Here is a 13,381-nt window from a genome sequence, read left to right as displayed (position 1 = left end):
TGGCGTCGAGCGGCTCGGCCCGAAATTCTATTACCCCAAGTTCCGCAAGTTCTGATAGCCTCTGGCCGAAGGCAGGACGGTCTTCATACATACCCGTTTTTGCCGGGCCAGAGGCACTAATGCTCCTAGTTCCGCCAGTCTACTGAAGAGCGATGACCGAAGATATCTCACTCGATGGTCGGACACTTGTTGGTGTTGCAAACACCGATGATGGGGAAGTGAGTGGAGATACTCACTTCGAATTTGAGCAGGAGGGCGAACGGATTTACGCACACTATACAGGTGGAAATATCGTCGATGGCCATCTCGTCGGAACGTTTGACGGAAATGAATGGGACATCAGGTATTCGCAAATCAACACGGATAATGAAACGGCGAGTGGTCACTCCGTGGGCACCGTCGAACTGCTTGATGACGGTCGCGTGCGCATCGAAGACCAGTGGGAATGGGAGTCACAGGATGGTAGTGGTGAGTCAGTCCTTGAAGAGATAGTCTAAAACAAACTCTGCTCTGGCCGATAAGCGCGTTGTATCTCACATGACTATCGGGACACCTCTTTGAGCTGGAAGAAAATTCGACGCTCAATACGCAGGTCTTATCGACCGGCTGTTTCAGGCGAGAAAATGTCTGAAGAATAGGATTTCAACAAAGCCGCTGTGATCTATTATACATTTCCGCAATTATCGGGCATTCGACGTCTCGGACGACGACGACGCGTTCGAGCGGGTCGCGTCCGCGCTCATGCCGGCGGGCGAGTCGCGGGTGTGGAACAACGCGGTCATGGAACTGGGCGGCGTTGCCTGCGGGAAGAGCCCCAGCTGCGACGAGGCGGGGTGCCCGTGGCGCGAGTGGTGCCACGCCTACCAGACTGGCGATTTCACCGCGCCCGACGTGCCCGAACAGCCCAGCTTCGAGGGGAGCCGGCGGCAGTTCCGCGGTCGGATCGTCCGGCTCCTCGGCGAGCGCGACGTGATAAGCCTCGATACCCTCGGACATCGTATTCGCGTCGATTACTCGCCAGATGGCGAACACGGACGCGAGTGGCTTCGAGGGCTCCTTTCGGATTTGGCAGATGACGGATTAGTCGAGGTCGAAGACTCCGGGGATGAGACGAGCGTCCGGCTCCGAGGGTAACACCCGTTCGTACTCTGCTCACAGATCTACCCGGCAGTGATAGTGCTCTTGATACGGAGAATCGAGGAGAAAGCCTCGCGCTTTAGCGCGGGGATAAATCCGACACTACCCGTCACAGTTCACCGGTCGATGGCACGGCTGGATATTCCACGCTGAGCAAATACATAGCTTCAAGCAAGTTGGTCTACATAGGTTACGTATAGCGAAACAGGTCGTTATCCGTACCTATACTGCTTCCATACGGAACCAGTCGCGGGTACGAGACGATCTTGGTTCGCTCGGGTTCGCAGCCAGTAAGCTCTGGAACGTCGGACGGTGGACGTGTAACCGGATTTGGGACGAAATCGGTCACATCCCGAACCACACCGAACTCACCGCGTACCTCAAAACCCACGAATGCTATGGTGACCTGCATTCGCAGTCAAGTCAGCGAGTCCTTCAAGAACTCGCTGAAGCGTTCAACGGTTGGTACGGTAAACGACAAAACGGAGATACACGAGCGAACCCGCCCGGCTACCGCAAACACGGCGACGAACACCCGCGTTCCACGGTCACATTCAAGCAGAAAGGCTTCAAACTCGACACTCAGTACGACCGTGTTCGACTCTCAAAAGGATCGAACCTGAAGGAGAACTGGTCGGACTTCGTCCTGTGTACGTACCAGACTCCCCCCAATATTGACCTCTCCGCCGTGGAGAACGTCCAACAAGTCAAGATTGTGTGGACCGGCGACGAGTGGGAACTACACTTCGTCTGTAAGGTCGAAATGGACGTGGCTGAAGCCCCCGGTGAGAAGACGGTCGGTGTTGACCTCGGTATCAACAACTTCGCCGCGCTCGCGTATGAAGACGGTCACAGCGAGTTGTACCCGCTGAACTGCTTGAAACAGGACGACTACTACTTCAGTAAGCGGATCACCCGGTGTGACGATTCGCATTCTGCGCAAGCCACGCGGCTGAACTAGAAGAAGTCGGCCCGTCGGACCCACTACTTCCACACCCTCTCGAAGCATATCGTCCAGCGGTGTGTTGACGAGGAAGTTGGAACTATCGTGGTGGGAGATCTCTCTGGCATCCGTGAGGATGAGGAGAACGGCGAGTCAAAGGACTGGGGGAAACACGGCAATCTTGACCTACACTCATGGGCGTTTGACCGGTTCACCGATCTCCTCGAATACAAAGCCGAGATGGAAGGCATCACGGTTGAGCAAGTGTCTGAGCGGGATACCTCGAAGTCGTGCTCGTGCTGTGGCCGGAAGTATGACGCGAACCGTGTTGAACGCGGACTGTACGTCTGCGATGAGTGCGGTACAGTGGCCAATGCGGATGTGAACGGTGCTGAGAACATTCGGCAGAAAGTATCTCCGAGTTCACCGAATCTCTCGGTGGATAGGAGTAACGGCTGGTTGACACAGCCATCGACGTTCTTGTTTGACAAGGAAACTGGTGCGTTCGCACCTCAAGAACAGGTAACGTCGTAAACCACAATATCCCAGCCCAGCGGTGCGGTACCGTGGGAATCCTCGCGCTTCAGCGCGGGGAGGATGTCAAGAAGGGAGAACCCGCGGAGCGTACCCGCGCTCTCAATGGAGGGGCTCTGTTGAAATCCTCTAAATCTGATATAAACGGCGTGCTGAATAGAGGGCGCAAGTCGGTCACGACAGCTTCTCAGTCGATCCTCTCTCCACAGAATGTACGTAGCCAAACGACACGACCAATCAACTGGACTGGCGTGCTGACTTCGAGTTTTAATCGTCGGGATGTGTTGCACCGGTGGATTGTCTTCTGTGTGTCGACTGCCGCACACACTACTGTTGACCGTCTCGGAACCGGTTTCGAAGACGTGGTCCAACAACAAACGCGACGAGCAGTGCGGAGCTGATTCCAATAGCCAATCCGGCCGCGTCACCGAACAACGCACTGCCAGCGATCAGGGTCACGACGAAAACGACCGCCGCAATGAGCACGACCAGCCACCCACTCAGCTCCATAATAGCCCACCCTTTTAGGCCTGCTACGAGTTCTTTGAGGAGACTCATATCTATCACTCAAAAAGTCACTGTAACAAGTTTTTTTCTCGCGTCGCAAAGCGGTCTAGAGTTTCGAGTGGTGGTTGCGTAGACTACTCGGGCTGCTATCTCTAACGCTCTCAAATCACGTACACTTGGTGCACGCCATTCTAACGCAGTATTTTCAGTTCTACGAAGTGCTGTCGAGACGCTCAGCGGCAAACTCTAGAGGACTTTGCGACGCGACCAATCGATTGCTGAATCTAACCTCTATATTCAGCACGACCGCAAAAACATATCAACCTCTAAGGATTTCAACAGAGCCAATTGAGGGAAATAGATACTAATAATTACAGCTACACACGACGCTGACGGGTGGGAGGAAATGACGGCTGACTGTGTGATTCACGATGCGTTCGTTCTCACGGTGGACGAGCGAAATCGACTCTACGAGCGAGGAACGGTGCTCATCGAGGATGGCCGGATCACCGACGTGCGGTCATCTCGGGACGATGACGCGGAGTTAGCGGCCGACTTGGTCATCGACGGCGAAGGCAAACTCGTGATGCCAGGTCTCGTCAACGCGCACACCCATCTCGAACTGACGCCGCTGCTTGGCGCGTTCAGCGACCTCGACCTCATGGAAATGATGAGTGGGATGACCGCCATATTCGGCCACATCGCCGAGGGCGAGTACGACTACTTCGCCCGGGCGGGGTACGAACTCGCCGCACTGAACTTCCTCAGTGGTGGGGTCACGACCGTCAACTCGATGGACGTCCGTCCCGGCGGGGGCGCAGAAACGTTCGGCGAGGCGGGCCTGCGCGGATTCTTCGGGATGGCGCTCTCCGACCTCTTCTGGGACGTTTCCGTCGAAGAGCAGTTCGACCGGGCCCGCGAGTTCATCGATGAGTACCACGGCGCGTACGACGGCCGCATCCGGGCGACGATCAACCCCCACGACGACTGGTCATGTACCCGCGAACTGTGGGAACACACCGCCGAACTCGCTGACGAGTATCCCGACCTGCTCGTCCACACGCACCTGCTCGAACTGGAGGCGAGCAACACGATGGCGCGGTCGAATGGCGCCGAGGATTCGCTCGCCCTTCTCGATGACGTTGGCCTCTTGGACGACCGACTTGTAGCCGCGCACTTCCGGCTCGCCGACGACGAAGACATCCAACGGACTGCCGAAGCAGACGCGTCGGTCGCACACTGCCCGTCGATTTTCTGTTACTGGAACACGGGCGGCGACGTACAGTGGACGCCGGTGCCGGAACTCCGCGCCGCGGGCGTTGATGTCGGCCTGGGTATCGACGACCACTACTGGCACGACTCCTACAGTCTGTTCGGCGAGGCGAGGCAAGCCCGGCTCGCAGCAAACCTCAAGCGCTCGACCGGCCAGTACGACTCGATGGAGCTCGTACGAATGCTCACCATCGAAGGAGCAGAGGCACTCGGGGTCGGCGACGAGATCGGGAGCCTCGAACCCGGCAAGCGCGCCGACGTCATTCTGCTGGACGTCGAGAAGCCGAAATTCACCCCGCTGACCAACATCCCGGCGCAGGTGACTAACAACGCAGCGCCGGCTGATGTGGAGACGGTTATCGTGGACGGCGACGTACTGATGAAAGCCGGTGACGTGAAGACCATGGAAACTGATGCGGTGCGCGACCGCGTCGAGGCCGCGGTAGACCGTTTCGAGTCGGAGACGGAGTGGGAGCTAGGCATCGGTGAGAGTGAGCCACCGAGTACGATGAACGTCGCCCGCGACCTGCCAAAGCGCGGCCCCAGCCAGTTGCTCGGACGACTCGCGTTCCAGTCGCTCAGAGATAGATTGCCACTCTGATACGGACATTCGGGGAATGTTCGGCAACAGCCACTCTCAGTTGCTACCGATATTTGAGCTATTTTATGTGTAATAAATTGCCGCAATCACCGCGCGTTCGACGTCTCGGACGACGACGACGCGTTCGAGCGGGTCGCCTCCCGGCCCATGCCCGCGGGCGAGTCCCGGGTGCGGAACAACGCGATCATGGAGTTCGGCGGCGTCGCCTAGGGCAAGAAGCCCCGCTGCGACGAGGCCGGCTGCTCGTGTCGCGAGTGCTGTCACGCCTCCCGGACCTGGGACTTCACCGCGCCCGAACAGCCCGGCTTCGAGGGGAACCGCCGGCAGTTCCGCGGTCGGATCGTGCGCCTGCTCGGCGAGCACGACGAGATGGCGCCGGACGCGCTCGGCAACCGGATTCGGGTGGACTACGCGCCGGGCGGCGAACACGGCTGTGAGTGGTTCCGCGGGCTCGTCGACGACCTCGCGGACGACGCGCTGGTCCAAGCCGACGGGGGCGCCGTCGTCGTGTCGCTCCGTCGCTGAGACGCGTCGCGGCCGGCCCCGACCCGCCCTGCGAACCGTCACCCGTTTATTACGGGAGCCGGAAGGGAGAGACATGAGCGAGACCGTCGATTCGGACCTGTACACCCGCGCGAAGGCCCTCTTAGAGCCCGGCGACATCGAGCTGGTGGGCTGTATCGTCCACACGAATCTCGAGGGTGAGGAGGACCTAGAGATGCACGAGCTGACGGTCGCCGCCAACGAGGTCATCGCCGAGCACGCGGGCAAAGGCGAGACGTACATCGAGGCCGGCAACGACGACACGGACTTCTCGTCGAACCAGTTCCAAGGACTGACGCTCGACGACGAGGCGTTCGTCTGGGAGTGCCAGCAGCTCCTCCGCGACGGCACGTTCGACATCGTGTTCTACTACGAGGCGACCGTCGATCAGGAGGCGCTCGCGGGCGACCTCGTCGAGCTCGACGGCGTCGATCGCGTGACGCAGGTGCCCTGACGGGCGTCGACCCGACCGCCCGATCCCGATGAGCGACACCGTCCTGATCCCCGGCGGTCGCGACGTGCGCGCGACTCTTGATACGGCCGCGAGCGACGCCTCGGCCGACGCGCCGTCCGCGGATGCGGTCGTCGTCGCTTGCCCGCCGCATCCCCAGCAGCGCGGCCACCGAGGCGACGAGCGGCTGGTGGCCGTCTCCGACGCCGTGACCGACCGCGGCGTCGACTGCCTCCGCTTCGACTACGGCGACTGGGACGAGGGGTACGGCGAGACCACCGACGCGGACCGGGCGGTCGGCTGGGCGCGCGAGCGCTACGACCGCGTCGGGCTGTTCGGCTTCTCGTTCGGCGGCACGGTCGCGCTCGTCGCGGCCGCGTCGCGGCCCGAGCTGACGGGCGTCTGCGCGCTCGCGCCGACCGCCCGCCTGAACCCCGACACCGACGCGGTCGACGCGCTCGGAGAGATAGTCGACCGGGGCGTCCCGGTCCGCGTCCTGTACGCGACGCGGGACTCGACGGCGGACTGGGAGCCGGTGGTCGAACGTGCGACGGAACTGGGCGTCGAGACGGTCGCGTTCGAGTCCGATCACTTCTTCGTCGGGCGGAGCGGAAAGGTCGGCGAGGCGGTCGCGGCGTTCCTCGGGCCGCGGCTTCGCGACGGGTCGTAGCCGCGCTCGGAGCGGTTACTCGCTGCCGACCTTCGTCGTCACCCGGAACGTCTCCGGCGGGTTGACGATCCCAGCGACCGTCCCCATCGAGTGGACGACGGTGATGAGCGGCGCCAGCGGCACCGCGAGCGCCCAGCGGCGGTGGTCGTCGCCGTAGTACCGGACGCCGAGCAGGAACCAGCCCAGCGTACAGAGCGCCAGCCCCATCGACGCGGCGAAGAACAGCCCGCTGTGCGCGATGGTCACGCCCAGAAGCGACAACGGGACGACGAGCAGGGTGACGATCGGCGAGAGCGCCCACGCGTAGTTGCGGACCCTAGTCAACAGCTCGTAGCGCAGGGGGAGCATCGTCGACGCCCGGACGTTCCCGGCCGCCCAGCGGCGGCGCTGCTGGAGGATCTCGTACAGCGAGGGCGGCGCCTCGTTGCGGCAGACCGCGTCCGAGAGCGCGAACGTCACGTCGAGCTCGCGGAAGGCCGCCCAGACGAACGCGGTGTCCTCGACGAGCGTCTCACGGTCCCACGTGGTTTCGTCCTCCACCTCGCTGCGGACCGCGATGCCGCCGCCCCACGCGAACAGGGGAATCGAGAGGCGCGCGAACGCGCGCTGTTCGATCTGGACGCCCATCCGGTACATGTCCGCCAAGTAGCTGAGGTTCGACCCCGTGAGCCGGGGCTTCTCGCGGAGCTGAACGATGTCAGCGTCCGGGAGCCCGTCGAGCGCCTCGACAACGCTGTCCTCGTCGAGGTAGAGGACGAACGCCTTCCCGCAGTCGAGCGACTGCCGTGCCCACTCCTGCGCGCGGCCCTTCCGGACCGCGTCGCACGTGCACGCCTCCGGGACGGCGTGGACCGTCGCGCCGGTCACGTCGACGGGCGACTCCGCGATCACGTGAACGTCGGCGAGCCCCTCCGGCAGGGAGTCGACGGTCTCCTGAACGACCTCGGCGGCGTCGACGGTCATGATGCGGACTTGGATCTCGTCGAGGCCGTACTCGTTCGGCGGCGTCTCGTGGCCCGCACCCACGACCGCCGCGAACACGAACCAGACGAGCGCGGTCGCGCCGAAGAGGAGCGTCACGCCCCAGAGCGCGAGCCCGAACAGCGACCCGAGTCCGCCGTCGGCGACGGCGGTGGTGACCGCCGCCTGCCCGGGAGCGCCGCCCGGGCCGGCGACGACGGTCGGTGCGAACAGCGTCGCGAGGCCGCCGACGACGAGCGCCAGCGTCACCGCGATCAGTGCGATGCGTTCGGTGTTCATCGTGGCCCCACCTCCCGCCCCGTGCCCTATGAACCGTCCAAACGCTATAGCGGGATTCGGCCGCGTTTCGGCCGAATTTACGCGCTCAATTCCGTCCAACTCGAATAAATCGCCAGAACGCAGTGCTATGGCGTGTGTTAGTTGGTGACGCGTTATTGAAACGCACGAACTGCCGGTGCGCGCCGGCTCACGCCGCCCCGTCGTCGCGCGCGCACCGCAGGTCATCGATCAGTTCGGCCGCCATCCGCTGGCCGCGGGCCGGGTCGTACCCCTCCATCCGCAGGTGCGCCAGCGGGGCCACGTACGGGTTCCGCTCCCAGTGCGCCCACACCTCGGTGGCGCCGTCGGGCGCGGGGAACAGCCGGACGTGGACCTGCCAGTCGCCGGTGAGGCCCTCGGGCCGGTGGACGAAGCTACCGACCTCGTGGACGGCCTCCCCGTCGCGGTCGTACGCGTGGAAGTAGGCCCGGATGAGCTCGGAGAAGCCCTGCTCGGGGAGCTGCTCGCGGGTCTCAGCGGGAGTCGTCTGGAGCGTTCCGGCGTACTCGTCGGCCGGCGGCGGCAGCACTCGGACGTGATCGGCGGCGCCGTCGTCGGGCAGCAGCGCGAGTAGCTTCCCGACCGCGAGCCTGACGCGCCAGAAGCCGACGGCGCGGCCGACGAGGAAGACCGCGGGCGCGGCGAGCGAAAGGGCGGCGAGCGCGCGGACGAGCCGAGTCCGTCGACCTCCCGGCGGCATCGCGGTCAGTTGTATCCCCGCCAGCGGCGGCCACACTCCTTACACTTGAAAAAGCGCGTCGGCGGCTCGTCGGCGGCGCCGGTCTGTTTGATCGTGTACCACGCCTCGCCGTGGCCGCACTCGTCACAGACCACGTCGGTCGCGGTGGGCTTCCCCTCGAAGTTCGCGCCCTCCTCCGTCTCGATCACCTCGTCGCCGGTCTGTTCGGTGGTCGACTCGAACTCGGCGGCGAGCGCCTCGTCGCGTTCGGTCGTCGCGCCGCAGCCGTCGTTCTGACACACCATCTCCCCGTCGCGAGAGACCATCATCGAGCCGCAGTCGTCACAGAACTGCATATACGAGTATCGCATGGGGGCGAGCGGTTTAGGTTCGGGGGGTACGGTCGAATACGCCGCGTGGGGTGAGGCACGTGTCCCGGGGTCTCGGTGTCGTCGAGTGATCGACGGCGTATACCCCCAAAACCCCAGCTGCTCGATTATAAATAAACACCGTCGTGTCGTCGGTGAGTACCTCCAAAGCTCCAGCCGCGAGGGCGCCGCACGTTCGCTTCGGTCCTCAGTCGTTCGCTTCGCTCACTCCCTGCGGTCCTTGCGTCACCTGCGGCGCCCTCGCGTGCCCCTTTGAGTCCCACCCACACAGCACCGCGCCGCACCTCACGCCTCCCCACCCTCGTCGGTCGCCCTCGCTTCGCTCGGCGACCGACTCCCTCGCACGCGCTGGCTCGCGGCCGCCGGTGGCGGCCGCTCGCAGGCGCGCGCCGCAGCAGTTTCATATATAACTGGCGCGTCCGCTCAGCGGCCTAGTCGCTCACTCGGACTCGCTCCCAGGCGAGGTGGATCGCGATCCCGACGAGGAAGGCGACGCCGAGGTTCGTCGCCAGCGCGCGGAGACCGATACCGACGGAGAGCGCGCGGTTCCCCGAGTCGGTGACGTTGCGCGCGAGGGAGACGGCGACGACGGCCAGCAGCGCGCCGAGCATCGCCAGCGGGAACGCCGCGATCAGCGCGGGCGTGGCGAAGAGCGCGGCGACGAGGTAGCCGCCCCCGAGGACGAGGTTCGCGCCGCCGGTGCGCGCGCCGAACGCGTGCTTTCCGGCGACCCCGTCGCAACCGTGACACATCGGGACCCCGCCGAGCGGCACCGCGATCAGGTTCGTCACCCCCATGCTCGTCGACAGCTCGTCGGGCGTGATGTCGGCGTCGAGCAGGTCGGAGAAGAGGAGCGCGGTCGCTAGCGCGGCGTTGCCGATCGTCATCGCCAGCTGCGCGACCACGCCGTCAACGGTGGCGCGCGTGAGCGCCGCGCCGAACGCCGGCGTCGGCGGTGCGCCCGGCAGCCGCGGCGAGGGGACGCCGGCGACGACGAGCGCGGCCGCGACGCCGACGAGGGCGACGGCCAGCGCACTCGCTTTCCCGTGCCCCGTGAGCGCGAACACGGCGGCGATCGCGACGCCGACGAGCGCCACGAGCGGGTCGTCGGCCGCGAGTCGGAGCCCCGTCTCCAAGAGGACGAGGCCGACCGCGAACTGGACGCCGCGGATGACCGGCTCGCCGATCCACCGCTCGACGTACCCGAGCGTCCCCGAGAGGCCGATCGCGAGGAGGACGGCGCCGAGGATAACCCCCGCGAGCGCGAGTTCGGCGTAGGTGAGCGCGCCCGCGATCGCGAGCGCGGCCAGCGCCTTCATCGGCTCGACCGAGATCGGTAGCCCGTACCGGACGCCCCAGACGATCTGGAACGCGCCGAACGCGGCGAGCGCGTGCGGCAGCGAGACGTCCGTCAACAGCGCCAGCGCCACGACGAGCGGGATCACCGTAATCGAATCCCCTATCGCGCCGGTGACCTCCCCGGACCCGAAATCGACGGGGTGGTCCGACTTCGAGAGGGATCCTATCACGTGACGCGCCACTTCCGGGCGAACGCGCTTGAACGTGTTCAGAAATCGGTCGGGAGTACGCAGGCGACCCGAAGGAACTGGTTCCGGTTACTCGCCGTCGAAGGCGGGGTCGTCCGCGTCGATCATCGGGCAGTTGCGGACCCGGAACTGAGAGAAGTCGACCGACTCGACGATCTCGGTCCCCTCGTGCGCACACGCCGTCTCGGGCGGCGCCGTGAAGTGCGGGCACCGCTGGCAGTAGCTCCGCTTGTCGACGACGTGCTCGTCGCCGGCCCTCCCGGCGTCCGATGTCGGGCCCGGCGAGCGCGTCGCCGCGCCGCCCACCTCCCCGTCGGCGCCGAGGTCGTCGAACGCCGTCGCGTCGGTCCCGACCGACGCCTCCTCGTCGAGCGCCTCCCAGACGTCCTCCTCGCCGACTTCGCCGGTCCCCATCGACTCGAACGGGTCCTCGTCGGCCGCCGTGCCGTCGGTGTCCAGATCGGCGAGCGGGTCGTCCCCCGGCGCGCGCGGCTCCGGGTCCTCGCGTGGCGCGCCGCCGGTCGCGTCGCCGTCCGACCCGGTCACGGGGCCGGCACTTCCCTCGGTCCCGCCGCCGAGCGCCGCGAAGGGATCGTCGGTCTCGTCTCCGTCAGGCGCGCCGAAGGCCTCGTCGGCCTCGTCTCTGTCGGGCGCGTCGAACGCTTCGTCGGCCTCGCCGGTCGGCTCGGCGGCGAAGAGTCCGCCGCCGAAGGGGTCGCCTTCCGGTGCGCCGTCGCCGTCCGATCGGTCGTCGGCGCCGTCAGGCCGGTCGCCGTCCGATCGGTCGTCGTCGCTCATCGGTACTCTCCGTCGGGTCCGCCGTCGCTCGCGGCGGTTCCCGTTCGGTCCGTCCCGTCGCCGTCCGCGACGTCGCCGTCGATGGCGGGCTTGTCCGCGACGAGGAGCTTCGAGGTCCCGAGGAAGCCGGCGTTCGGCTCCAAGTCCTCGAACCGGCGGCCGCAGTGGGGGCACTCGGGCGCCGACAACAGTCCCAGTTCCACGCCGCCGCCGCAGTGGCCGCAGTCCGCGGTCCGCACGCCGTGGCGGTTCGCCGTCCGCGTCAGGGCGTCCACGCGCTCTCGGTCGGCGCGGTCGCGCTCGGCCGCGTCGAGCCGGCGCTTGAGCTTCACGACCGCGTTCGCGACCCGCGAGAGCTTCTCGTCGATCTCGGTCAGGTCGTCCGCGGAGATCCCCGCGAGGTCCGACTCGACGCCGTCGAGGCGGTCGTCGACGCTGTCGACCCGCTCTTCGACCGCATCGAAGCGGTCTTCCGCCCCACCGAGCCGCTCGTCGAAGGCGTCGAGGCGGTCGCCGACGGCATTCAGGTCATCGAGCCGGGCGTCGACGGCGTCCAGTCGGTCGTCGACGGCGTCCAGCCGGTCGTCGAGGTCGTCGACCCGATCCGAGGACGGCGCGTCGGCGGCGGCCGCGTCGAGGCGGTCGAGTCGGGCGGCGACCTCCTCCAGTTCGTCGGCGAGGTCGTCGACCCGCGATTCGGCCTCGTCCGCGTCGGCGAGCCCGGGGGCCGACGATTGCGCGTCCTCGGCGGCTTCGTCCGAGTCGAGCGCCTCCACCTCGCGGTAGAGGTCGACGAACCGCTCCCGGAGGTCCGCGACCTTCTCGTCGAGCTCCTCGTCGAGGTCGTCGAGGCGCGCTTCGATCGCCGCCACCTCGTCGGAGTCGGGGACATCGATCCCCTCGGACTCCGCGAGCGCGACGAGCGCGCGCTTGAGGAGCTCCTCGCGGCTCACGCCGGCGTCCTCGGCGGCGGCGTCGAGGGCGGCCGTCGCCGGGTCGAGGTCGCTCATCGCGGGTCCTCCGTCATCTACGTGACATTGAGCGGCGAGGCTTAAGTAACCTGTCGCGGCGTTCTCCAGATCGATACTCGGCGGGCGCCACTCGATCGGGAGACGGGCGGAGGGTCGGGTCGGACTGCGCCCGCTACCGGATCTTACGAACGTCGCTGATGTCGAACCCGCCCTCGTGGATCTCCGTCTCGAAGCGGACGATGTTCTCGGCCTCCAGCCGCGAGAGGACGCCGCGGAACTCGCGGACGAACATGGTTCGGGCGCGCTGCGAGCCGCCGCTCTCCCACGAGAACTGGAGTGTCCCGCCCGCGGCGTCCATCAGGGTGCCGAACTCGCGGTCGCGGAGCGCGTCGGTGTTCACCAACACGAGGACCAGGGCGTCCCACTCGTAGGCGGCCTTCTTCAGCCCCTTCATCACCATCGCCACGTCGCTCCAGTCGGTGTCGTCGGAGACCATCGAGACGAGGTCGGTGACGGAGTCGATACAGACGAGGCTCCCCCGGCCGTGTTCCGAGAGGTAGTCGCCGAACGCGGTGAGGACGTCCTCGTACTCGCCGCGGTCGCCGAGCTCCGTGATCGACGCCGTCTCCGTCTCGTACCAGTCGCGCGGCACCGGCGACAGCTGGAAGTACTCCGGCGAGAGGTCGCGGAAGGCGATCTCGTCGACGGCCGTGTCGACGATCTCGTCGGCCATCGTGTACGCCATCTCCCGGGTGATCGCGTCGGTGTCGGCGGTGAAGGAGATGTAGTGGACCGAGTCGGGGAGCGCGGCGTCGGCGTCGATGTCGCCGTAGTACAGGTCGAACAGCTCCTCGTCGGTGCGCGCCAGGGCGTTCATCGCGGCGCTCGTGTACGCGAACTCCCGGGCGCCGGCGCCCGCCTCGCCCGCGAGCAGCACGACGCTCCCGGCGGGTGCGCCGCCCCCGAAAATCGAGTCGAGGCGCGCGATCCCGAACGGAACACTGGACATGGCTTACGCCCCGTCGCCGCGGGGCTTAGTG

Annotated in this window: 12 protein-coding genes and 3 pseudogenes; 7 read left to right on the top strand and 8 right to left on the bottom strand. The window is 65.7% G+C overall.

Annotated elements, in window-relative coordinates; translation table 11 throughout:
- Window positions 1-152 precede the first annotated feature (152 nt).
- From B9H04_RS15915 to B9H04_RS15905, 3 genes and pseudogenes are all read left to right on the top strand, one after another.
- On the top strand, window positions 153-497 hold the full coding sequence (locus tag B9H04_RS15915) for a hypothetical protein (RefSeq protein ID WP_080508561.1): 345 nt from the start codon (window positions 153-155) through the stop codon (window positions 495-497).
- Window positions 498-681: 184 nt separating this feature from the next.
- Window positions 682-1,134 (top strand): annotated as a pseudogene (locus tag B9H04_RS15910) (A/G-specific adenine glycosylase); the annotation flags it as partial.
- A gap of 199 nt (window positions 1,135-1,333) precedes the next feature.
- Window positions 1,334-2,614, top strand: a pseudogene (locus B9H04_RS15905) (RNA-guided endonuclease InsQ/TnpB family protein).
- A gap of 327 nt (window positions 2,615-2,941) precedes the next feature.
- Here the strand turns inward: B9H04_RS15905 and B9H04_RS15900 are convergent.
- Window positions 2,942-3,172, bottom strand: coding sequence for a hypothetical protein (locus B9H04_RS15900; protein WP_049930670.1), 231 nt, complete (start codon window positions 3,170-3,172; stop codon window positions 2,942-2,944).
- A gap of 355 nt (window positions 3,173-3,527) precedes the next feature.
- Between B9H04_RS15900 and B9H04_RS15895 the strand changes: the two genes are divergently transcribed.
- The 4 genes and pseudogenes from B9H04_RS15895 (at window position 3,528) to B9H04_RS15880 (ending at window position 6,658) form a co-directional block, all read left to right on the top strand.
- The gene (locus B9H04_RS15895) at window positions 3,528-4,994 is read left to right on the top strand and encodes an amidohydrolase family protein (protein WP_049930668.1); all 1,467 of its coding nucleotides are present in this window, start codon (window positions 3,528-3,530) and stop codon (window positions 4,992-4,994) included.
- Window positions 4,995-5,081: 87 nt separating this feature from the next.
- A pseudogene (locus B9H04_RS15890) lies at window positions 5,082-5,519 on the top strand (A/G-specific adenine glycosylase); the annotation flags it as partial.
- A gap of 73 nt (window positions 5,520-5,592) precedes the next feature.
- Window positions 5,593-5,991, top strand: a complete 399-nt coding sequence (locus tag B9H04_RS15885; RefSeq protein WP_049930667.1) for a DUF5778 family protein — start codon at window positions 5,593-5,595, stop codon at window positions 5,989-5,991.
- 28 nt (window positions 5,992-6,019) lie between these two features.
- Complete coding sequence (locus B9H04_RS15880; protein ID WP_049930665.1) at window positions 6,020-6,658, top strand: CocE/NonD family hydrolase; 639 nt, start codon at window positions 6,020-6,022, stop codon at window positions 6,656-6,658.
- Window positions 6,659-6,673: 15 nt separating this feature from the next.
- On the opposite strand, the gene B9H04_RS15875 is transcribed toward B9H04_RS15880, so the two are convergent.
- From B9H04_RS15875 to B9H04_RS15845, 7 genes are all read right to left on the bottom strand, one after another.
- The gene (locus B9H04_RS15875; RefSeq protein WP_085682858.1) at window positions 6,674-7,918 is read right to left on the bottom strand and encodes a glycosyltransferase family 2 protein; all 1,245 of its coding nucleotides are present in this window, start codon (window positions 7,916-7,918) and stop codon (window positions 6,674-6,676) included.
- Between the two features lie 187 nt (window positions 7,919-8,105).
- Window positions 8,106-8,657 carry a cupin domain-containing protein gene (locus tag B9H04_RS15870; protein ID WP_049930698.1) on the bottom strand — a complete coding sequence of 184 codons (552 nt, stop codon included), beginning with the start codon at window positions 8,655-8,657 and terminating at the stop codon, window positions 8,106-8,108.
- A gap of 5 nt (window positions 8,658-8,662) precedes the next feature.
- A complete protein-coding gene (locus tag B9H04_RS15865) occupies window positions 8,663-8,992 on the bottom strand; it encodes a transcription factor S (protein ID WP_049930661.1) in 330 nt (109 codons plus the stop codon).
- Between the two features lie 464 nt (window positions 8,993-9,456).
- Complete coding sequence (locus tag B9H04_RS15860; RefSeq protein ID WP_394334722.1) at window positions 9,457-10,554, bottom strand: putative sulfate/molybdate transporter; 1,098 nt, start codon at window positions 10,552-10,554, stop codon at window positions 9,457-9,459.
- Window positions 10,555-10,641: 87 nt separating this feature from the next.
- A complete protein-coding gene (locus B9H04_RS15855) occupies window positions 10,642-11,370 on the bottom strand; it encodes a hypothetical protein (RefSeq protein ID WP_085682857.1) in 729 nt (242 codons plus the stop codon).
- Complete coding sequence (locus B9H04_RS15850) at window positions 11,367-12,380, bottom strand: hypothetical protein (protein ID WP_049930657.1); 1,014 nt, start codon at window positions 12,378-12,380, stop codon at window positions 11,367-11,369. Before B9H04_RS15850 ends, B9H04_RS15855 begins: the two co-directional genes overlap by 4 nt.
- A 133-nt stretch (window positions 12,381-12,513) precedes the next feature.
- Window positions 12,514-13,350, bottom strand: coding sequence for an RAD55 family ATPase (locus B9H04_RS15845; RefSeq protein WP_049930655.1), 837 nt, complete (start codon window positions 13,348-13,350; stop codon window positions 12,514-12,516).
- Window positions 13,351-13,381: the final 31 nt, after the last annotated feature.

Origin of the sequence: Halorubrum ezzemoulense DSM 17463, from assembly GCF_002114285.1 — an archaeon.
Classification (GTDB): Archaea; Halobacteriota; Halobacteria; order Halobacteriales; family Haloferacaceae; genus Halorubrum; species Halorubrum ezzemoulense.
Note: the sequence above shows the minus strand (reverse complement) of the source record. Positions and strands in the feature narration are given on the sequence as shown.